The sequence below is a fragment of the Micromonospora craniellae genome (assembly GCF_014764405.1).
Taxonomy (GTDB): Bacteria; Actinomycetota; Actinomycetes; order Mycobacteriales; family Micromonosporaceae; genus Micromonospora; species Micromonospora craniellae.
On sequence record NZ_CP061725.1, the window covers coordinates 6,452,197 to 6,473,076 of the forward strand.

Consider the following 20,880-nt stretch of genomic DNA (forward strand, 5'->3'; position numbering starts at 1 on the left):
TCCTCCGCGCGAGACGGTCGGCGCACAGGATATGCGGCGCGTCGATGTCGCGGGGACCGTGCGTCACCGCCTGCCGGCTTGCGCGTAGCATCCGGCCGGTGAGCGTACGTTTCGAGGAGTTGGCCTGGCGCCCCACCCCGCTCGGCGAGATCAGCCTGCGCCGACGCCGGGACCCCCGTCTCGACCTCGACGTGTACGAGGTCAAGCTCGACGACGAGTTCCTGATGTCGAGCCTCTTCACCGCCGGTGAGATCGCGCTGGCCCGGTTGGGTCTGGCACCGCTGTCGGGGCCCGGCCTGGACGTGGCCGTCGGTGGTCTCGGGCTCGGCTACACGGCGCGGACCGTGCTGGCCGACGACCGGGTGGGTGCGCTGCTGGTGGTGGAGGCGGTCGAGGACGTCATCGACTGGCACCGGCGCGAGTTGTTGCCGTTCGCCGCCGGGCTGGCCACCGATCCGCGTACCCGGCTGGCCCGGGCCGACTTCTTCGCCCGGGTGGCCGGCGGGGACGGCCTCGACCCCGACGCGCCCGGGCGTCGTTTCGACGCCGTCCTGCTGGACGTCGACCACTCCCCCCGGCACGTGCTGCACCCGAGCCACGCCGACTTCTACACCCCGGCGGGACGGCGCCGGTTGGCGCGGCTGCTGCACCCGGGCGGGGTGTTCGCGCTCTGGTCGGACGACCCGCCCGACCCGGGGTTCGAGGCGGTGCTGGCCGAGGTCTTCCCGACCAGCCGTGCCCACGTGGTGCGTTTCGCGAATCCACTGACCGGCGGTGAGTCGGCCAACACCGTCTATGTGGTGCAGACCTCGACCGGGCCTGACCTGGTCGAGCAGGCATGAGGCCGGGCCGAACGGGGTAGCTGACCAGGCAGGCCGCCCGGATCGTCCGGGCGACCTGCTCGGGAGGTGGAGATGCGTGCCCTGCTCTGGGTGGTCGGCGTGGTGGCCGGTGTGCTCGTCCTTCTCGGGCTGCTCCTCGAAGCGGTCCGCTGGCTCCTCATCATCGGCGTCATCGCGCTCGTCGCGGTGATCGCGCTGGCCTTCGTCAAGGGCCGGCAGTCGGCCCAGAACTATCCCAGCCGCCGCTGACCTGCGCCGTCAGACTCCGGCGGCGGCGAGGGCGGGAGTCGCCGGACGGTCGTCGGTGACATCGGTACGCCGACGTCGGTTCGGCAGGGCGAGGCGGAAGACCTTGCCCCACGCGGAGAGCACCTGTCGCGGCAGGGAGCCGGTGACGTACTTCAGGCCGTACTTGTCGAACAGCGCCCGCACCTCGGGAGCGATCTCCTGGTAGCGGTTGCTGGGCAGGTCGGGGAAGAGGTGGTGCTCGATCTGGAACGACAGGTTGCCGGTCATGATGTGCATCAGCTTGCTGCCGCTGATGTTGCCCGAGCCGAGCATCTGCCGCAGGTACCACTCGCCCCGGGTCTCCCCCTCGATCGAGGTCTTCTCGAAGGTCTCCACGCCCTGCGGGAAGTGCCCGCACATGATCACCGAGTGGCTCCACAGGTTGCGGACCAGGTTGGCGGTGAAGGTCGCGGCCATGGTGTGGAAGAACGACGGGCCGGACAGCAGTGGGTGGATCACGTAGTCCTTGAGGACCTGGCGGCGGATCTTCCGGCCGACCGCGCGGAGCCGGGCGCGGAACTCCGGGCTCTTGTGCTTGCCGTCCTTGAGGTTGTTGGCCAGGTCAAGGTCGTACGCGGCGACGCCGTACTCGAAGAAGCAGGCGTTGACGAAGTTGTAGACCGGCTGACCCAGGTAGGCCGGGTGCCAGGGCTGGTCCTCATCCACCCGCATGATGCCGTAGCCGAGGTCGTTGTCCTTGCCGACCACGTTGGTGTAGCGGTGGTGCAGCTCGTTGTGCGACTCCTTCCACTGCGACGCCGGGGTGGCGTGGTCCCACTCCCAGCTCGTCGAGTGGATCTTCGGGTCGCGCATCCAGTCCCACTGGCCGTGCAGGACGTTGTGCCCGATCTCCATGTTCTCCAGGATCTTGGCCACCGACAGCCCGGCGGTGCCGATGATCCAGGCCGGCGGGAACAGCGAGAACAGCAGCACCACCCGGCTGCCGACCTCCAGCTTGCGCTGTGTCGAGATCACCTTGCGGATGTACGCGGCGTCCCGCTCGCCCCGGGAGTTGATCACGCGCTCCCGCAGGGCGTCGAGCTCCCGGCCGAGGTTCTCGATGTCCTCGGCGCTGAGGTGCGCGATCGGGTTGTTGGCCTTCTTCTGGATCACGGTCACGGCGGCGGTTCTCCGATCAGATCTCGAGTTCGCAGGGCCCGGCCGCGGCCGACACGCAGGTCTGCACGCGTACGCCGTCGCCCGGCAGGGCGGTGGTGAGCTGTCCGTTACGCAGGTCGCGGACAGCGCCCTCGCGAAGTGGCAGCACGCAGCCGAAGCAGATGCCCATCCGGCAACCGGAGGGCATCAGCACGCCGGCGTTCTCACCGGCGTCGAGCAGCGGGGTGGTGCCGTCGGCCGCCACGGTCACCGACGAGGTGGTGAAGGTGACCGTGCCGCCGTCACCGGCGGTGATGATGGTGGGTCGGAAGCGTTCGGTGTGCAGGCGCTCGGCGTGTCCGCGAGCGGCCCAGTGCGCCTCGGCCGCGTCGAGCAGACCGAGCGGGCCGCACGCCCAGGTCCGGCGCTCCAGGTGGTCGGGGACGAGGGTGTCGAGTTCGGCGACGTCCAGCAGTCCCTCGACAGCGGTGTGCCGCTCGACCAGCCGGAGGGTGCCACGCTCGGCGAGGGCGCGCAGCTCCGGGCCGAAGACGACATCGACGGCGGTCGGCGCCGAGTGGACGAGCACCACGTCGCTGCCGTCCAGCGCACCGGAGCGGAGCATCCCGGCGACCGGGGTGATGCCGCTGCCGGCGGTGAGGAACAGCACCCGTTCCGGCGCCGGCGAGGGCAGCACGAAGTCACCGCGCGCCTGGTCGAGCTGCACCAGCGTGCCGGGGCGTACCCGCCGCACCAGGTGGTTGCTGACCACGCCGTCCGGGATCGCCTTGACGGTCACCGAGATCGGGTCGGTCCGGCGCGCGGGGGCCGAGGTCACCGAGTAGGCCCGCCACTGGCGTACGCCGTCGACGTCGACACCGAGCCGCACGTACTGGCCCGGGACGTGACCGCGCCAACTGCGTCCCGGCTGGATCAGCACGGTCGCCGCGTCCGCCGTCTCCGGGCGTACCTCGACGATCCGCCCCCGCAGATCGGCGCCGGCCCGCAGCGGGGCGACCAGATCGAGGTAGTCCCCGGGCAGTACCGGTGTGGTCACCGACTCGGCGAGTCGCCACAGGCGGCGCCGTAGGGATACCTTGGCGCCCGGTCGCGGAACAGTGGCGGTCATACGACGATGGTCGCGGCGCGCTGGGCATAAAATCTTGGCCGGCGAAGGTAAAGCGACCCATCTGTTTTGTGCGGGGAGAACAACGTGGCGGAAACCTCCGGCACCACCCATCGGGCGGCCCGCATCGAATTGGACCAACGGGTGGCCCGTGAGCTGCGCGACCGCCTGCCGCTGGTCGCCGAACGAACCGTCACCGCGATCACGGCGGAGGTGCCCAGCTACTCCGGCACCCTGACCGGACAGATGCGACACAAGATAGAGAACGCGGTGCAGATCGCGTTGGGCACGTTCCTGCAACTGCTCGAACGGTCTCACGGCGGCGACCCCAGCACACCGCTGGTCCCGGCGCTGGAGGCCGCGTACGCGCTGGGCAGCGGCGAGGCCCGGTCGGGTCGCAGCGTGGACGCGCTGCTGGCCGCGTACCGGATCGGCGCCCGGGTCTCCTGGCGGGAGCTGGCCGCCACCACCGTGGCGATCGGGTCGCCCGCCGCCGCGGTCGCCGAGTTCGCCGAGCTGATGTTCGCCTACATCGACGAACTCTCCGCAGCCAGCGTGGCCGGGCACGCCGACGAGCTGGCCAGCGTCGGCCGGGCCCGGCGGCGCAACCTGGAACGGCTGACCCAGCAGTTGCTCCTCGGCGAGCCGGAGGACGTGCTGGTGCGCAGCGCGGAGCGGGCCGACTGGCCGCTGCCGCAGACGTTGACCGTCGTGCTGCTGCCGCAGACGAAGCTGCGCGGCGCGCTGGCCCTGCTCGACGAGCGCACACTGGAGAGCAACGAGGAGCTGCCCGCCGGTGAGCCGGGCGAGGAGACCGCCGTACTGCTCGTACCGGACATGCACGGCGACCGGCGACGGCAGCTCGCCCGGGTGTTGCAGGGCCGCCGCGCCGTGCTCGGGCCGGCCCGCCCGTGGGCCCGGGCCTGCTCGTCCTACCGCCGGGTGCTGCGGGTCAGCGCCCTGGGCATCGCCCCACCCGACGACGGCGAGCCGTTGGACACCGAGCGGCACCTGGCCGAGTTGCTGCTCAGCGCCGACGGGGAGGCCCTCGCCGACCTGCGCGCCCGGGTCCTGCAACCCCTCGCCGAGCTGCCCGCCGCCACCGCTGAGCGGCTCACCGAGACACTGCGCTCCTGGCTGCTGCACCAGGGCCGACGTGACGACGTCGCCGCCGACCTCTTCGTGCACCCGCAGACCGTGCGGTACCGGATGGGTCAGCTCCGCCAGCTCTACGGTGAACGGCTCACCGATCCGCGCAGTCTGCTGGACCTCACCGTGGCGTTGGCGCTGGTGGCACCCGGCCCGCCCGCCGCGACGCCCTGAGCGCCCGTGAAAGGAAGGGTCCCCTGCTAACGCCTGGTGTATAGCAGGGGACCCTTCCTAACACATGGCGCGGCTCATTCCAGCGTGTGTGGCCCGAGCAGGCGGATCTCCTCGACGTCCAGCCGGGCCTGCAACTCGCGCAGCACCACGTCGTCGATCTCCCGGGCGTCGCGCATCCGGGTTATCTCGCGGCGCTTGTGGTCCAGCGCGGCCAGGCGCAGCCGGCGCTCCGCCTCCTGCGCGGCAGCCGTCTCGTCCTCCGGCTCGGCCTGGGCCTCGTCGAGGTGCCCCGCATACTCGTCCTGGATGCGCCGCATGGTCTCCGCGGCCGCGCCGACCCGGTCGGCGATGTCGGGCAGCGCGTCGAGGGTGACCTGGGTGGCACGGACCCGTGCCTGCCGGTTCTCGTCCTCGCGCTCCGGGTCACCGGTGAGGCCGGCCCAGGTCAGCAGCAACGGCAGCGTGGTGCCCTGCACCAGCATGGTCAGCAGGATCACCGCCGCCACGCAGAAGATGATCAGGTCGCGTTCGGGGACGTGGTCGCCGTCGATGCTCAACGGGACGGCGAGTGCCGCCGCCAGCGAGACCGCCCCCCGGAACCCGGCCCAGCCGGCGACGGTACGGATCCGCCAGGTCACCCGACGGTTACGCGAGGCCGCGCGATGGTCCAGCAAACTGGCGACGAGGGCGGTCAGGTGCAGCCAGAGCATCCGCACCACCACCAGCAGCACCGCCACCACCACCGCGATGGCAAGCGCACGCGGCAGCGACACACTGGTGACGCTGCGTACCGCCCGGGGGATCTGCATGCCGACCAGCACGAACAGTCCACCGTTGATGAGGAAGGTGGTGAGATCCCAGAACGACAACGCCAACACCCGGGACCGGGCGCGGATCACCCGGGGGCTGGCGGCGGTCAACATCAGCCCGGCGACGACCACCGCGAGTACGCCGCTCTCGTGCACGGCCTCGGCGAGGAAGAACGCCGCGAACGGGGTGAGCACACTGATCGCGCCCTCCCGCAACGGGTCGTCCAGTCGCTTACGGATCAGAATGACCACCGTGCCGACCAACAGACCGGCCGCGATACCACCGAGGAACGACAGACCCACCCGCTCCACAAGCTCGAATACGGTCGGCGCGGCACCGCCGCCGAGCAGCCCGAGCGCCACGGCGAACAGCACCAGCGCGGTACCGTCGTTGATCAGGCTCTCGGTGTGCAGCGTGGTGAGCAGGCGCCGGGGCATCCGCTTGGCCAGACCGGCGACGGCCGCGGCATCGGTCGGGGCGAGCACCGCACCGAGCACCCAGGCCACCGCCGGGTCGATGCCGAAACGCTGCACCACCAGCGACACCGCCACCATCGTGACGCCGACCAACCCGATCGCCAGCAGCGTGATGACCACGATGTTCGCCCGGACCTCGCGCAGGCTGGTGGTCAGGCTCTCCCGATAGAGGATGGCCGGCAGGAACAGCAGCAGCACGACCTCGGGGGGAAGGATGACGTGCGACAGCGGCGGCAGCAGCGCCAGCAGCGCGCCCATGCAGATGAGCAGCACCGGCGGCGCCACCCGGTAACGACCGCCGAGGGTGGTGCCGACCAGCACGGTGACGCCCAACGTGATGATCAGCAGCAGCTCGCTCACGTCGCCCCCGTTCGTCGCCCACCACATGGTGGTACGCCGAACAGCCGTCCCGGGCGGATTCAGCGAATGGCCCGGCTCGTCGCCCTTCACCGCCTGGACATTCGACGGCTGGATCTGGTTGGAGGGCTACCAGTTGGACGCCAAGGGGAATGCCGTCGAGCGACGAGCGGTATTCGTCCGCATCGCCGGTCTGAAGAAGCTCTAGACGACGGGCGACGGCGGCCATCGCGGCCTGCGGGCCCTTCGACCCGGATACCTCTTTCGGCCCCTTTCGAGCTGCACCGTTGGTGCTATCGCACCGCTGGGCACGTGCGCCATAGCCGTGGCCACAGGACGCCCACCGCGATCCGTTCACCCTCTCAGCTCGAAAGGGCCCGACCTGCTGTATGTAGCCAGCCGCGGGAAAGCCCCCGTCCACACGGATGGGGGCCACCGGCGAGAGCGGGTGCAGTTCGACTACACCAGCCATCACGGTGCCCGCTCCCGGCGCACCGTTGAGCCGCACGCGCTGGTGAGCTGGGGTCGGTAATGGCCCCTGGTCGCCTGGGACGTCGACCGCGAGTTGCCCGACGCGGACGCGAGCGCCTACCGGGCGCGGACGCTGTCCACCGGCCCGTACCCGGTCCGGACCACCGTCACCATGCACGCGCCCGCCGCCATGGTGGCCGAGCGGATCTGGCCTGGATGATCGCGGTGATCGGGGTCGACTTCACCGTGCCCGGCCCGCCCGAGCTGTTGACCGCCCTGCGTGAGCCGGGCGAGCGCTGCCACCGGGGCGTGTCGGGCGACGACGGTGGCGGTGGCGGGAACCCCCAGGGCCCGGTGTCCGACTAGAGGGCAGAGCGGCGGGCAACCGGGCGAAGGCAGCACCACCGGCCCGAAGGGCACGGGCGCGTCCGCAGAAAGACCTTCTAGTCCGATCGGAAGAGTCATGTCTCTGACCGAAGTCTCCGGTGCCTCCACACCGGACTCCACGCCCGGCCCGGGTCGCTCCGCCGCCGAGCCGTCGCCCGCCCGCAACGGCGGCCCTCGCCGCTGGCCGCGCTCCTGATCCGCCTGCACTTCCACGCGGGCGTCCTGGTCGCGCCGTTCCTGGTCGTCGCCGCCCTGACCGGCCTGGCGTACACCGTCTGAGGTTACCGGATGTGGTGGCAGCGCCGCCCCATCCGCACCGACCGGCGTGCGCTCGCCGGGGCGCCGGTTCGGCATCCCGCTGCTCGGTCTCCTGGTCGTCGACACCGCCCTGGGGCTGGTCGCCCGGCACCGCGGCCAGGCGACGCCCGCCGCGCGGTGAGGGTGAGCCGTCCCGGCCGGACCATCCGGCCGGGACGGCACCCGTCGGGCCCACTCGGTGGCCACCCACGGAATCGATGCGTCCCGACCATGGCGCGCGGCGCGGTTACGGGGTAGAAACATCTCAACTCCGATTCCTCACACCGTGATACGAGTCCGCCCGTCGAGAGAGCGCTCTCACGGGTCCACCGCGTCGTCGGGCCGGAGATCGCGCCGCCCCGACGGGAAGGACGAACGAATGCCGACTCGACCACACCGCCGGCGGCTCGGTCGCGCGCTGGCCTTCGGCCTCGTGCTGACCACTGCCGCCGCCACCATCACCACCCCGGCCGGCGCAGGCCCGCCCCGACCGGTCACCCCGAACTTCGGGCCGAACGTCACGATCTTCGACCCGAGCATGCCGGTCAGCCGGATCCAGGCCACCCTCGACGCGGCCCACGCCGCCCAGGTCGACAACGAGATGGGCACCACCCGGCACGCGTACCTGTTCCGGCCGGGAAGCTACGGCACCGCCGCGCAGCCGCTCCAGATCAAGGTCGGCTACTACACCGAGATCTCCGGGCTGGGCGCCTCCCCCACCGACGTGGTCATCAACGGCAAGATCGAGGCGTACAACCGGTGCCTGACCGAGGGCGGCACCGGCAACTGCATCGCGCTGGTGAACTTCTGGCGCACGCTGTCCAACCTGTCGCTGCGCATCAACGCCGCCGGCCAGGACGACTGCCGCGCCTCGGCCAACTTCTGGGCGGTCTCGCAGGCGGTGTCGATGCGCCGGCTGGACATCAGCGGCGGCGGGCTGTCGCTGATGGACTACTGCACCAACGGGCCGCAGTACGCCAGCGGCGGCTTCATCGCCGACTCCCGGCTGCCGGCCACCACCAACGGCTCCCAGCAGCAGTGGCTCACCCGTAACAGCGAGGTCGAGAGCTGGTCCAACGGGGTGTGGAACCAGGTCTTCGCCGGAGTGGTGGGCGCCCCCGACGACGCAGGGTTCCCCGACCCGCCGTACACCACCCTGGAGACCACCCCGGTCAGCCGCGAGAAGCCGTACCTGTTCGTCGACGCCAAGGGCAAGTACCAGGTCCGGGTGCCCGCCGCCCGCTTGGACACCCGGGGCATCACCTGGGCCAACGGGCTGACCTCGGGACGCACCATCCCGATCGGCGACTTCTTCGTCGCCAAGCCGTCCGACTCGGTACAGACGATCAACTCGCAGCTCGCGCGCGGCAAGCACCTGCTGCTCACCCCCGGGGTGTACGGCGTGGCCCGCAGCATCGAGGTACGCCGGCCCGACACGGTCGTACTCGGCATCGGGCACGCCACCCTCACCGCCGTGAAGGGAGCCGTACCGCTCGACGTCGCCGGGGTGCCCGGCGTGGTGATCGCCGGAGTCACCATCGACGCCGGCCTCAAGGAGTCACCGGTGCTGCTGCGGGTCGGCCGCAAGCACGGCCGAGACCACAGCACGCCGAAGAACCCGACCACGCTCTCCGACGTGTACTTCCGCATCGGCGGGCCGCACATCGGCAAGACCGACACCGCGTTGGAAGTCAACAGCGACCACGTCCTGATCGACCACACCTGGGTGTGGCGCGGCGACCACGGCGTAGAGGGCTTCACCGAGGGAGTCAACGGCGACACCGACCGTTGGCGGACCAACACCGGTCGCTACGGCGCGGTCATCAACGGCGACCACGTCACCGCCACCGGCCTGTTCGTGGAGCACTTCCAGCGGCACAACACCGTCTGGAACGGCGAGCACGGCACCACGATCCTCTACCAGAACGAGTTGCCGTACGACCCGCCCACGCAGGCGGACTGGATGAACGGCACGGTCAACGGGTGGGCCGGCTACAAGGTCGCCGACCGGGTACGCCACCACACCCTGTACGGCGGCGGCGTGTACGTGTTCAACCAGAACAACCCGTCGATCCGTACCGAGAACGGGTTCGAGGTGCCGGTGCGGCCGGGTGTCCGACTGCACCACATCATGACGGTGAACCTCAGCGCCGGCACCATCGACCACGTGGTCAACGGAGTGGGCGAGGCCGCCGACATGGACCACGTAGGCGCGCCCGTCTACCTGCGCCAGTACCCGTAGAAGTGTAAGGAAGGGTCCCCTGCTAACGCCTGGTGCATAGCAGGGGACCCTTCCTAACCTCCGGGAGCGTCAGCGGACGATTGGGCTGCGGCGTTCGAGGAGGACGACGTCGCGCCAGCGGCCGTGGTGCCGACCCACCCGTTCCCGGGTGCCGACGACGCGGAAGCCAGCCCGCCGGTGCAGTGCCAGGCTGGCGACGTTCTCCGGGAAGACACCGGACTGGATGGTCCAGACACCGGCCGCCTCGGTCGAGGCGATCAGCCCGTCGAGCAGCAGTCGGGCCACGCCCCGCCCCTTAGCTTAGACCGCATCTCATTAGGGGTTGTTGCTGGTCAGCAGGTTGAGGCGGGCGGCGCGGCGGTAACAGATCAAAGCGCAGGCCAGGCGCAGGAATCCGATGAAGTGAGAAGCCTTACGGTCGTAGCGGCGGGCCAGGCGCCGAAACCGGCTGACCCATTCCAGGCAGCGCTCGATGACGTAGCGGTGCCGGCCCAGATGAGCGGCCGATTCGATGCCCTTGCGGGCGATCCGGGCGATCATGCCGCGCCGGCGGACCAGTTCGCGGCAGGACCGGTAGTCGTGACCTTTGTCGCCGTGCAGCTTGGCCGGCCACCGCCGCGGCCGGCCGAGCGGTTGCCGGATCGCGCGCAGGTTGTCGAGCACATCCTCGAGCACGGTGTGGTCGTTGACGTTGGCAGCGGTCACCAGCACCGTCAGCGGCAGTCCGTCACGGTCGCTGACCGCATGGATCTTGGAGCCGGGCTTGCCCCGGTCTACCGGGCTGCGCCCGGTCAGGTCCCCCCTTTGAGTGCCCGCACGTGCATAGCGTCCACGCTCGCCCGTGACCAGTCGATCTGCCCGGCAGCGCCGAGCACGTCCAGCGTCGCCTCATGAAACGCCTGCATGACGCCCTGTTTCACCCGCTCGGTGAACCGGCGATGCGCGGTCGCCCGCGAGATCGGGAACGATTCCGGCAACGCCTCCCACGGGCAGCCGGTCTGCAACACGTACGCAATCGCCGCGACCGCGACACGGTCATCGATGCGCCGCCGCCCGCCACCCTGATGCCTTTCCGGATGAGCGGGCAGCAACGGCTGCACGAGGTGCCACAACGAATCCGGGCAGTACTTCTCCACATCACTCACACCCGTACAACGAATGATGTTGGTACTCAACAACCCCTAATGAGATGCGGTCTTAGCAGCCGGATCCACGTAGACGGAGTGCTCCACCACCCCGGCGTACACCGCCCGGGTCGAGGTCGGCGACACCGCGATCCAACCGTGCACCACATCGTCGGCGTCCACCGCGACCAGCCGGTGCGCCGGCAGCCGGCCGGCGTCGAAGGCGGCCCAGCTCGGCGCGACGGTCTCGAAACTGGCCTGTCCGCCGTCCAACCCGACCTGGTAGATCGCCAACACCCGCGCAGCGTCCCCACCCCGCATCGGTCGCAGCACGACCTCACCCACTGAAGCCCCCCGACCCCCGCTGATCGTGGCGGTGTGGCTGTTCGACACGCCGACACGGGAACAGCCACACCGCCACGATCACACGCGCCGCCATGATCACACACCATGGCGTCAGCGGTCGGCGAGGAAGCTCTCCACCGCCTCCGCCGCGTGTCGAACGCCGCCGTTCGCCCGCACCTCGGACCGGATTGTGTCGAGCCGGCGCCGCAGCTCCGGGTCGTCGGCGACCGCGTCCACCGCCGCACGCAGGGTCTGCGCGGTAACCTCCTCGGCCGGCAGCAGCCGGCCCACCCCGGCGGCGACCAGCCGGTCCGCGTTGCCGAACTGGTCCACCGCCTGCGGGATCGCCACCGTGGGTACGCCGCACCAGAGCGCCTCGGTGCAGCCGCCCATCCCGGCGTGCGTGACGAACGCCGAGGCGTGCGCCAGCACCACCAACTGCGGCACCCGGCGGTGCACCTCGACGTTGTCCGGCAGCGGCCCCAGCGCGGCCGGGTCCACCTTGTCGCCGATGGCGATCACCACGTGCCACCGCGAGTCGGCGAACCCGCTCAGGCACGCGCGGTAGACCGGCACCTGGTCGTTGTACGCGGTGCCGAAGGACACCAGCAGCACCGGCCGCCCGTCGGCGGGTGGCGCCCAGCCCGGTTCGGTGAGCCGGACCGGGTCGAGGCACGGGCCGACGAAGCGTACCCGCTGCCGCGACACCCGGTCGGCGTGCGGCTGCATCACCTTCGGGATCAACGCCAGGACGTGCTCCGGACGGCTCAGAAACTCGTGCCCGTCCTGGTGGATGCCGTTGTCGGCGAGCCACCGGTCCAGGGTGGCGTAGTAGTCCCGCCCGGAGTCCGAGGCGCGCAGGGCGGTGTAGAACTCCGTCATGTCCTGGTCGTAGCCGTCCCAGGCGACCATCGCGGGCGACAGTTGCACGGCCGGTACGCCGTACCTGGCGCCGAGCAGCGGCCCGGCCAGGCCACCGATGTCGTGCAGCACGAGGTCCGGCCGGTCCTCGTCGTAGCGGGCGGTCAGCCGCGGCAGCACCGCCACGGCCTCGTCGAGGAAGACCCGCATCGCCGCGCCCGGATCCTCCGGCCAGTCGGTGTCGCCCTGCGGAAGGATCGTCGGGTGGGCGACCGGCTCGGCCCCGGTCGGGGCGACGAGGTCGGTCAGCGGTGCGCCGACGGCGTAGGTGACCCGGTGGCCCCGGTCGACGAGTTCCCGGATCAGGGCCAGCGAGGGATAGACGTGGCTGGGCGCGGTACTGCCGATCATGGCGATGTGACGTGCTGCGGGCATGGTGAACGATGTCCTGTCGAGTCGGAGGGAGGATGCCGAACCGGCCAGGCTCACGCCAGATGGCCACCGAGCTTCGTGTAACCACGCAGCAGGTCGCGGGCGATGATCAGTCGCTGCATCTCGTCGGTCCCCTCGAAGATCCGGTAGAGCCGCACCTGCCGGTACCAGCGTTCGATCGGCAGTTCCCGGGTGTAGCCCATGCCACCGTGGAGCTGGAGCACCCGGTCCACCACCCGGTTGACCATACCGGCCCCGTAGAGCTTCGCCATCGAGGAGGCGTGCCGTGGGTCGAGGCCCGCGTCGACCGTCCAGGCGGCACGCAGGATCAGCCAGCGAGCCGCCTCCAACTCGGTCTCCGAGTCGGCGATCATCCACTGGATGGCCTGGTTGGTGCCGATCTTCGCACCGAAGGTCTCCCGCGTGTCGGCGTACTCGATCGCCATCCGCAGGGCCCGTTCGGCGATGCCGACGGCGTGCGAGGGAATGGTGTAGCGCCCCTTGCCGATCCGTTCCACGCCGAGGGCGAAACCCTGGCCGATCTCGCCGAGGATGTTGCGCTTCGGCACCCGTACGTCGTCGAAGACCAGCGACGCGGGCCCACCCTCGCCCATGGTGGGGATGAACTCCGAACGCCAGCCCATCGCCCGGTCCACCAGGAACGCGGTCGCCCCGCCGTGGCGGGTGCCCCGCTCGGGATCGGTGACGGCGTTGACGATGGCGAAGTCGGCGTCGTTGCCGCCGGTGATGAAGGTCTTCTCGCCGTTGAGGATCCAGTCGTCACCGTCGCGGCGCGCGCTGAACCGGATGTTGGCCGCGTCCGAGCCGGCGCCCGGTTCGGTGATGGCGAAGCAGGAGATCCGCTCCCCCTCGATGGTGGGCAGCAGGAACTCCTGCTTCTGCTCGTCGGTGGCGTGGAAGAGGATGTTGTCGGCCTCGCCGCCGAACCGGAACGGCACGAACATGCGGCCGATCTCGGTCCAGATCAACGACTGGACGACGGCGGGCAGTTCCATGCCGCCGTAGCGCTGCGGTGTGGCCAGGCCCCAGAAGCCGAACGTACGCGCCTTGAGCTGCAACTCGCGCAGCTGGGCGCGGTCCAGGCCGGGTTGGTGGGCCCGTTCCCGGCGCAGCAGTTCCTGCTCCAGCGGCATGACCTCCCGGGCGATGAAGTCGCGGGCGGTGTCGCGGATGGCCCGTTCCTCGTCGGACAGTCCGAAGTCCATGTGCTCACCCGTCCTTTCCGGTGGGCTGGTGGGGTCTGCACCGCTTAAACCGGGAGCGGATCGTCGAGGCCGCCGTCGCGCTGATCGACGCCGACGGGCTGACCGGGTTCTCCACCCGCCGACTCGCCGCCGAACTCGGCGTCCGGGGGGGCCGTCGCTCTACAACCACTTCGCCACCAAGGACGCGATCCTCGACGCGGTGGCCGACAGCATCACCGGCCAGGTGGACGTGTCGTACTTCGGCGAGATCGACTGGCGCGTGGCGCTACGCCGGTGGGGGCACACCTACCACGCGGCCCTGGCCGCCCACCCGAACATCGTGGCGCACCTGGCGCAGGGTCCCGGACGGCGACCGGCGGCGCTGGCGATGGCCGACGCCGTCTACGGCGGACTCGTCACGGCGGGCTGGCCACCGGCGCGGGCCACCCACATCGGCACGCTGATGCGCTACTTCGTGACCGGCTCGGCGCTGGGCTCGTTCGCCCGTGGCTTCGTCGAGGACCCGAGCGTCTATGCCGACCAGTATCCCCACCTGAGTCAGGCGCACCGGCTCGCCGAGCACCAGCAGCAGGTCGACGAGGGCGCGTTCACCCTCGGCCTGGACGCCCTGATCGAGGGGTTGTCCCGCAGCTACGAACGCACGGTCGGCCCGTTGCCACCTCTCCCGCCGACCGGTGCGGCGTACTAAGGTCGAAACTTCCACCGCTAGGCGAGGTGAGCGCCGCATGGATCTCGTACGGACCGACTTCTACCTGGACGGGCGCTGGGTCACGCCGAGCGGCGGAGAGTCGCTGGAGGTGCACGACCCGACGACCGAGGCGGTCGTCGCGACCGTACCGGCCGGCACCGCCGACGACGTGGACCGGGCTGTGGCCGCCGCCCGCGCGGCGTTCGAGAGCTGGTCGGCGACCGACCCCGCGGACCGGGCCGCCCACCTCGACCGGCTGCACGCCGAGTTGACCGCGCGCGCCTACGACATCGCCCGCACCATCGTGCGGGAACTCGGCACCCCGCTCAAGGTCGCCACCCGGGTGCAGACCGGCCTACCGCTGACCGTACTACGCAGCTACGTCGACCTCGCCGCCCGACCGCCGGCACCGGAGACCATCGGCAACTCGCTGGTGGTGCGGGAGCCGGTCGGCGTGGTCGGCGCGATCACCCCGTGGAACTACCCGCTGCACCAGGTCGTGGCCAAAGTCGCGCCGGCGCTGGCCGCCGGGTGCACGGTGGTCCTGAAACCGAGCGAGCTGACGCCGCTGACGGCGTACCTGCTCTTCGACGCCGTGCACGCCGCAGGTCTGCCGCCGGGCGTGGTCAACCTGGTCACCGGCACCGGTCCGGTGGTGGGCGAGGCCATCGCCGCGCATCCCGACGTGGACCTGGTCTCCTTCACCGGCTCCACCGCCACCGGCCGGCGCGTCGCGCACCTGGCCGCCGACCGGATCGCCCGGGTCGCGCTGGAACTCGGCGGCAAGTCCGCCAACGTGATCCTCGACGACGCCGACCTGGCCACCGCGGTCAAGGTCGGCGTCGGCAACGCCTTTCTCAACTCGGGACAGACCTGCACCGCGTGGACCCGGATGCTGGTGCAGCGCACCCGCTACGACGAGACCCTCGACCTGGTGGCCAAGGCCGCCGAGGGCTACCAGGTCGGCGACCCCCTCGAACCGGCCACCCGGCTCGGTCCGCTGGTCTCGGCGCAGCAGCGGGAGCGGGTCCGCGACCACATCGCCCGAGGGCTGGCCGGCGGGGGCCGGCTGGTCGCCGGTGGGCCGGACACCCCGCTGCCGGAGCGAGGCTTCTTCGTCGCCCCGACGGTGATCGCCGACGTCGACCCGGACAGCGCCCTCGCGCAGGAGGAGGTCTTCGGGCCGGTGCTGGCGGTCATCCCGGTCGACGACGACGACCACGCCGTGACGGTCGCCAACAACTCCCGCTACGGGTTGGCCGGCGCGGTCTGGTCCGGCGACGAGGAACGGGCGCTGCGGGTGGCCCGGCGGCTGCGTACCGGTGCCGTCGACATCAACGGGGCGCCGTTCAACCCGATGGCCCCGTTCGGCGGCTACAAGCAGTCCGGTCTCGGCCGCGAGCTGGGCAGCCACGGGTTGGCGGAGTTCTGCGAAGTGAAGGCGATCCAGCGGTGAGGGGCCTGGTGGCCCGGGCCGCCGACGCGCCGCTGCGGGTCGAATCGATCGAGGTGCCCGCCACCGGCCCCGGCCAGGTACGGGTCCGCATCCGTGCCTCCGGCGTATGCCACTCCGACCTGTCCATGGCCGACGGCACCCTGGCCGCGCCGTACCCGTTGCTCCTCGGGCACGAGGCGGCCGGTGTGGTGGAGGAGGTCGGCGACGGCGTGCACCGGGTCGCCCCCGGCGACCACGTGGTGCTCAACTGGGCACCGGCGTGCCGGTCCTGCTGGTTCTGCCGGCACGACGAGCCCTGGCTGTGCCGGCGCAACGGCGCACCCGCCGTGGCGCGCGGACACACTCTGGACGGTCGGCCGCTGCACGTCACCCTCGGCCTGGGCGCGCTCGCCGAGCAGGTGCTGGTGCCGCAGGAGGCCGCCGTGGCGGTGCCGGCGGACCTGCCGTTCCCGGCCGCCGCGCTGCTCGGCTGCGCGGTGCTCACCGGCGTCGGCGCGGTACGGCGTACCGCAGGGGTCGCTCCCGGCGACTCGGTCGCCGTGATCGGTCTCGGCGGTGTCGGGCTGTCGGCGGTGGCCGCCGCCCGCGCGGCCGGTGCCGGTGTCGTGATCGGCGTGGACGTCTCCCCCGCCAAGGCCGAGCTGGCGGCCGCCGCAGGCGCCACCGACTTCCTGCTCGCGGACGACTCGCTGGTCCGCGCGGTCCGAGGGCTGACCGGCGGGCGGGGTGCCGACCACGCGGTGGAGTGCGTCGGCCGTGCCGCCACCATCCGGACCGCCTGGCAGAGCACCCGCCGGGGCGGACAGGTCGTGGTGGTGGGCATGGGCGGCAAGGACGACATCGTCGGCCTGAGCGCGTTGGACGTCTTCCACTCCGCGCGGACGCTGTGCTCCTCGGTCTACGGCTCCTCGGACCCGGACCGGGACGTCCCCGAGCTGGCCCGCGCGGTGCTCGACGGCACGCTCGACCTGAGCTACCTGGTCACCGACCGGGCCACCCTCGACGAGGTGCCGGAGGCGTTCGCCCGGATGGCCCGGGGCGAGGGCGCCCGGACGGTCGTCCAGTTCGACTGACGCCATCACGACGACGGTCCGGGGCGGTCGGCGGTGGACCGCCTCACCAGTCGTCGGGGTCGCCGGTGGACGACGTCGCGTCCACCGGCGACCCCGGCCGTCTCACTGGACGGTGCAGAGCGTGCCGTTGAGCCGGAAGGCGGTCGGCGTCACGTTCGGCCCGCTGTACGCCCCGACGAACCCGGCGCTGACCGTGCCCCCGGCGGGGATCCGGCGGTTGTCGTCGGTGCCGGTCACCCGTACGGCCGTGCCGACCTGTTCCCAGGTCGCGTTCCAGCCGCTGCTCACCTGTTGCCAGCTCGTCGGCCAGGTCCAGGTCAACGTCCAGCCGTCGACCGCGCTCGCCCCGGTGTTCACCACGTCGACGGCGGCCACGTAGCCGTTGCCCCAGTCCGTGGTGTTGGCGAAGCGGACGGCGCAGGTGCTGCTCGCCGGGCTGCCGGTGGTGAAGGTGAGCGGCGGGGACGCCCAGGAGACCCGGCCTGCGGTGTCGCGGGTCAGCACGTTGACCGTGTACCGGACGCCAGGGACGAGGTTGTCCACGGTCAGGCTGGTGCCCGAGGTTTCCCCGAGCTGTTCGCTGACCGCACCGTGCTGCCGGTACACCTCGTACTTGGCGATCGGGGCGGCACCCCGGGTGGCCGCCGGCCAGGAGATGGTCGCGCTGCGGTGGGTGACATCGGCGACCGTGGGTCGGCCGGGTGCGCCCGGCTGACCGCCCGGCGCGGCGGCCGGACGCACCACGAGCGTGGTCAGCGAGTACGGCGGCAGGGTCCGGCTGGTCGCGCTGCCGGTCTGCGCGGTGGCGACGGCGGTGGCGCCGTTGGTGTGGGTGTGCACCGTGGGCGCGGCGGCCGACGGCGCGAACCCGGCGTAGTCGATGTCGACCTCCCGCGCGTTGTCCGGGTCCTTGTTGATCAGCAGCACCGCGACCTCCCCGTTGGCCCGGCGGACCGCGTGCGCGGCGACCAGCGGGTCACTGGTGCCGGCCCGGACGAACTGGTCGCCGGTGCGCGCGAACCGGCTCATCATGGTCAGCCCGTGGTACGACGCGAAGGGCGTGTTCAGCGGCGGCTCGCAGACCGACCCGTCCGAGGTGCAGGTGCCGCTGGAGAGCATACCGAAGTCGCCGTAGTCGGTCTGCCCCGCCACGGTCGTCACCTTGCCGATGCCGTTGCGGACGTTCCACCACTGCACGGTGAAGACCCCGTTGGCCAGCAACCCGCTGTAGGCGTCGGCCAGGAACAGGGCGGCCGGTTGGCTGGTCATCCCCTCGGCGGTCACGTTCACCTCGGTGAGGCTGATGCCGATGCGGTCCGCGTCCGGTCCGGCGTACCGGCTGATCTGCTGCCGGAGCAGGTACACCGCGTCGGTGATGTGGCTGGTCCGGGGCAGCGACTCGGCCACGCTGCCGCCCGGGTACCAGTGCACGTCAACGAAGTCGATCTTCGGCCCGGCGATCGACAGCACGGTCTGGTTCCAGGGGCCCGGGTCGGCACCGGCGGTCAGGCCGTCCGGCCAGTTCGCCGGCATGGTCAGCACCGCGCCGACCTTGATGCTCGGGTCGACGGCTTTCATCGCGTCGGCGTACTCGACCACCAGGTTGGCGTAGTAGGTGGCGCTCTTGTCCGGGTGCTCGTCGGCCTCCCAGGCCGAGCCGTAGTGGCCGTTGCCGTAGTTCTCGTTGCCAACCGCCCAGTACCGGGCGCCGTACCCCTTGGTCACGTTGGCGTACCGCACCCACTCGGCCGCCTCCTGCGGCGTGCCGGTGCCGTAGTTCGCGATGATCATCGGCTGACCGCCGGCCCGGCGTACCCCGGCCATGAAGGTGTCGAAGTCGGTGTTCGGCGCGACGTACCCGCCCGGTGCGGTGTGGTCGCGCCAGTGGTAGATGTCGGCGTACGAGCCGCCCGGGTATCGCATCATCTGCACGCCGGCCGCGCGCAGCAGGTCCGACGTCTCGGTGGTGCCCAGCTGCGAGTCCCAGATGGCGTGGTTCACGCCGAGGGCGGTGTCCGGCACGGTGGCCAGCCCAGCCCGCGCGTTCACCGTCACCGCCACCGGCGAGGTCGCCGCGCCGACGCTCGGCGCGTCGACGCCGAGCAGCGTCGCGGTGGCGAGCAACAGGCTCGCCACGAGTGCCGCCCGGCCGCGCCGGGAAAGCCGCAGGGGCGGGGAAAGGGGTCGAACACCGTACCTGTTCGAGATTGTCATGGTTGTCCTTCGTTGGTCACGGCGGAGGTCCGCCCGGCCCGGCGCCTCGGCGGTGCAGCCTCGGCAGCGGGCGGACGCGAAGACGGCTCAGCTCAACCCGCCGTCGTCCCCCTGAGCCGTGGCGGCCCCGGTTGCCCATCGGGCGACGGTCACTCGCGCGCGCGACAACGCATCGACGCACCAGAATCCCACAGCATCCAGCGCCGACTCAACGACGCGTTTCGCCGCGACAAAACAAATAGCAAGGTTTGTGAACAGTGAGTGTTACGATAACTTCCGTCGATGCGCGGTGACGCGGTGGCAGTCCTCGGCGGTCTACACCGGAGGCATGCAGGTACTGGATGACGCAGAACGGCCCCGGCACGATGACCGCCCACAGCGCGATGGTCAACGGCGCCGGGTTCGGCCAGACCATCCGTAGCATCAACGGCTCGATCGAGTGCAACGGTGGCAACCCCACCCATGTGCCGAGCCGGGTCACCCGGCACCAGCAGTTCGTGGGCATCCTCGGGGTGCCCGCCGGAGCGAACCTCTACTGCTGACGCCGCCCGTCCGGTGCCGCCCCGCCTCACCCTCGGCGGCGGCACCGGACCGGTCAGCCCAGCTTCGGCGTGGCCCGGTCGATGATCGCGGCGAAGTCGACCCCGGCCGGCAGAGTCCCGTACGCGTGGCCCCGGTCGCCGCCGAGCCGGGAGGCACAGAAGGCGTCGGCGACGGCCGGATGACCGCGCCGGACCAGCAGCGCGCCCTGCAACACCAGGGCCAGTTGCTCGACCACCCGACGGGCCCGCACCTCCAGATCCGCCGGGTCGTCCAGAGCGACCTGGACCTGGTGCACCGCGGCGTCGAGCCGGGAGTCCACGCCGATGGCCATGCCCACCTCGGCCTCGAACGCCGCCCGTACCTCGGGCTGCCCGGCCAGCGCCCGCAGGACATCCAACGCGGCGACGTTGCCGGAGCCCTCCCAGATCGAGTTCAGCGGCGACTCACGGAACAGCCGGGGCATCCCGGACTCCTCGACGTAGCCGTTGCCGCCCAGGCACTCCAGCGCCTCGGCGGCGTGCCCCGGCCAGCGCTTGCAGACCCAGTACTTGCCGACGGCCAGGGCGATCCGCTTGAACGCCGTCTTCACCGCGTCGCCCCGCGCGGAACGGTCGGTGGCCCCGGCGAGCCGCATCATCAGCACGGTCGCCGCCTCGGACTCCACCGCCAGGTCGGCCAGGACGTTGCGCATCAGCGGCTGGTCGGCGAGGTACCGGTCGAAGGCCCGCCGGTGGGCGGCGTGGTGCGCCGCCGTGATCACCCCCTGCCGCATCCCGGCCGCCGCGCCGATCACGCAGTCCAACCGGGTCAGGTTGACCATGTCGAGGATGGTGCGGACGCCCCCCCCGGGCGACGTGCGCGCCGACCCGCCGGTCGACCCAGGGCGCGGCGTGCAGCCCGTGGCCGACGGCCGTCCGCATCAGCTCGTGCCAGGACGGGTGGAACTCCACCTCGACGACCCGACGGCCGAAGCGGTCATGGGTGCGCAGCGTCGGCGGGTGTTCGTTGGCCAGCCGGCCGTGTTCGGCGGCGGCCTCGCCGCCCGCCAGTCGGCCGAGTTCGCGCAGCTCGGCCGTTGCCCAGTCGGCACCCTCGCGGGCCAGCCCGGCCAACAGCGCCGGGTCGTCGGCGACGTCGTGGCCGACCAGCGGCGGTACCTGGTTGAACACCTCGTGCGTGGCCACTGCGCGCGGGCTCGTCG

General features: G+C 71.4%; 18 protein-coding genes and 4 pseudogenes. 12 read left to right on the forward strand and 10 right to left on the reverse strand.

The window, feature by feature from the left end:
* Window positions 1-98: 98 nt before the first annotated feature.
* Both ID554_RS29420 and ID554_RS29425 read left to right on the forward strand, forming a co-directional pair.
* Window positions 99-842, forward strand: a complete 744-nt coding sequence (locus tag ID554_RS29420; protein ID WP_117227722.1) for a polyamine aminopropyltransferase — start codon at window positions 99-101, stop codon at window positions 840-842.
* Window positions 843-914: 72 nt separating this feature from the next.
* Window positions 915-1,091: a hypothetical protein gene (locus ID554_RS29425; RefSeq protein ID WP_191088660.1), complete on the forward strand. Its 177-nt coding sequence runs from the start codon at window positions 915-917 to the stop codon at window positions 1,089-1,091.
* 9 nt (window positions 1,092-1,100) lie between these two features.
* On the opposite strand, the gene ID554_RS29430 is transcribed toward ID554_RS29425, so the two are convergent.
* Window positions 1,101-2,249: a fatty acid desaturase family protein gene (locus ID554_RS29430; RefSeq protein ID WP_117227725.1), complete on the reverse strand. Its 1,149-nt coding sequence runs from the start codon at window positions 2,247-2,249 to the stop codon at window positions 1,101-1,103.
* A 16-nt stretch (window positions 2,250-2,265) separates the two neighbouring features.
* The gene (locus ID554_RS29435) at window positions 2,266-3,357 is read right to left on the reverse strand and encodes a ferredoxin reductase (protein ID WP_117227726.1); all 1,092 of its coding nucleotides are present in this window, start codon (window positions 3,355-3,357) and stop codon (window positions 2,266-2,268) included.
* A gap of 84 nt (window positions 3,358-3,441) precedes the next feature.
* Between ID554_RS29435 and ID554_RS29440 the strand changes: the two genes are divergently transcribed.
* Window positions 3,442-4,677, forward strand: a complete 1,236-nt coding sequence (locus ID554_RS29440) for a PucR family transcriptional regulator (RefSeq protein ID WP_117227727.1) — start codon at window positions 3,442-3,444, stop codon at window positions 4,675-4,677.
* Window positions 4,678-4,751: 74 nt separating this feature from the next.
* Here ID554_RS29440 and ID554_RS29445 read toward each other — a convergent pair whose 3' ends face one another.
* Complete coding sequence (locus ID554_RS29445) at window positions 4,752-6,323, reverse strand: Na+/H+ antiporter (RefSeq protein WP_191088661.1); 1,572 nt, start codon at window positions 6,321-6,323, stop codon at window positions 4,752-4,754.
* Here ID554_RS29445 and ID554_RS29450 point away from each other — a divergent pair.
* The 5 genes from ID554_RS29450 to ID554_RS29465 all read left to right on the forward strand — a co-directional run bounded on the left by ID554_RS29450 (window position 6,301) and on the right by ID554_RS29465 (window position 9,717).
* Window positions 6,301-6,528 (forward strand): hypothetical protein, encoded by a 228-nt coding sequence (locus ID554_RS29450; RefSeq protein WP_117227728.1) that lies wholly within the window; start codon window positions 6,301-6,303, stop codon window positions 6,526-6,528. The two genes, ID554_RS29445 and ID554_RS29450, sit on opposite strands and share 23 nt — an antisense overlap.
* Window positions 6,529-6,768: 240 nt before the next feature.
* Window positions 6,769-6,852 carry a WYL domain-containing protein gene (locus tag ID554_RS33410; protein ID WP_449560076.1) on the forward strand — a complete coding sequence of 28 codons (84 nt, stop codon included), beginning with the start codon at window positions 6,769-6,771 and terminating at the stop codon, window positions 6,850-6,852.
* A gap of 33 nt (window positions 6,853-6,885) precedes the next feature.
* A complete protein-coding gene (locus ID554_RS32615; protein WP_263407313.1) occupies window positions 6,886-7,011 on the forward strand; it encodes a hypothetical protein in 126 nt (41 codons plus the stop codon).
* On the forward strand, window positions 7,008-7,157 hold the full coding sequence (locus ID554_RS29455; protein ID WP_158573716.1) for a hypothetical protein: 150 nt from the start codon (window positions 7,008-7,010) through the stop codon (window positions 7,155-7,157). Before ID554_RS32615 ends, ID554_RS29455 begins: the two co-directional genes overlap by 4 nt.
* A 697-nt stretch (window positions 7,158-7,854) precedes the next feature.
* A complete protein-coding gene (locus ID554_RS29465; protein ID WP_117227730.1) occupies window positions 7,855-9,717 on the forward strand; it encodes an adenylyl cyclase in 1,863 nt (620 codons plus the stop codon).
* 69 nt (window positions 9,718-9,786) lie between these two features.
* Here ID554_RS29465 and ID554_RS29470 read toward each other — a convergent pair.
* From ID554_RS29470 to ID554_RS29490, 5 genes and pseudogenes are all read right to left on the reverse strand, one after another.
* Window positions 9,787-10,017 (reverse strand): annotated as a pseudogene (locus tag ID554_RS29470) (N-acetyltransferase family protein); the annotation flags it as partial.
* A gap of 15 nt (window positions 10,018-10,032) precedes the next feature.
* A protein-coding gene (locus ID554_RS29475) for an IS5 family transposase (RefSeq protein WP_396888576.1) occupies window positions 10,033-10,862 on the reverse strand; the annotation gives its coding sequence in 2 pieces (ribosomal slippage) (window positions 10,033-10,518 and window positions 10,521-10,862; 828 coding nt in all).
* 51 nt (window positions 10,863-10,913) lie between these two features.
* Window positions 10,914-11,162, reverse strand: a pseudogene (locus ID554_RS29480) (N-acetyltransferase family protein); the annotation flags it as partial.
* Window positions 11,163-11,297: 135 nt separating this feature from the next.
* Window positions 11,298-12,482, reverse strand: coding sequence for a macrolide family glycosyltransferase (locus tag ID554_RS29485; RefSeq protein ID WP_223884333.1), 1,185 nt, complete (start codon window positions 12,480-12,482; stop codon window positions 11,298-11,300).
* 50 nt (window positions 12,483-12,532) lie between these two features.
* Window positions 12,533-13,705: an acyl-CoA dehydrogenase family protein gene (locus ID554_RS29490; RefSeq protein WP_117227005.1), complete on the reverse strand. Its 1,173-nt coding sequence runs from the start codon at window positions 13,703-13,705 to the stop codon at window positions 12,533-12,535.
* Between the two features lie 20 nt (window positions 13,706-13,725).
* On the opposite strand from ID554_RS29490, the pseudogene ID554_RS29495 reads away from it, so the two are divergent.
* The 3 genes and pseudogenes from ID554_RS29495 to ID554_RS29505 all read left to right on the forward strand — a co-directional run bounded on the left by ID554_RS29495 (window position 13,726) and on the right by ID554_RS29505 (window position 16,922).
* Window positions 13,726-14,393: pseudogene (locus ID554_RS29495) on the forward strand (TetR/AcrR family transcriptional regulator).
* 37 nt (window positions 14,394-14,430) lie between these two features.
* Entirely contained in the window at window positions 14,431-15,849 is a 1,419-nt protein-coding gene (locus ID554_RS29500; RefSeq protein WP_117227004.1) for an aldehyde dehydrogenase family protein, read from the forward strand.
* Complete coding sequence (locus tag ID554_RS29505) at window positions 15,846-16,922, forward strand: zinc-binding dehydrogenase (RefSeq protein WP_117227003.1); 1,077 nt, start codon at window positions 15,846-15,848, stop codon at window positions 16,920-16,922. The genes ID554_RS29500 and ID554_RS29505 overlap by 4 nt, the downstream gene beginning before the upstream one ends.
* 102 nt (window positions 16,923-17,024) lie before the next feature.
* Here ID554_RS29505 and ID554_RS29510 read toward each other — a convergent pair whose 3' ends face one another.
* Window positions 17,025-19,058 (reverse strand): cellulose binding domain-containing protein, encoded by a 2,034-nt coding sequence (locus ID554_RS29510; RefSeq protein ID WP_223884334.1) that lies wholly within the window; start codon window positions 19,056-19,058, stop codon window positions 17,025-17,027.
* Between the two features lie 419 nt (window positions 19,059-19,477).
* Here ID554_RS29510 and ID554_RS29515 point away from each other — a divergent pair, with 419 nt between their 5' ends.
* The gene (locus ID554_RS29515) at window positions 19,478-19,678 is read left to right on the forward strand and encodes a glycoside hydrolase family 19 protein (RefSeq protein WP_396888434.1); all 201 of its coding nucleotides are present in this window, start codon (window positions 19,478-19,480) and stop codon (window positions 19,676-19,678) included.
* 53 nt (window positions 19,679-19,731) lie between these two features.
* On the opposite strand, the pseudogene ID554_RS29520 reads toward ID554_RS29515, so the two are convergent.
* Window positions 19,732-20,863 (reverse strand): annotated as a pseudogene (locus ID554_RS29520) (acyl-CoA dehydrogenase family protein).
* Between the last annotated feature and the right edge of the window lie 17 nt (window positions 20,864-20,880).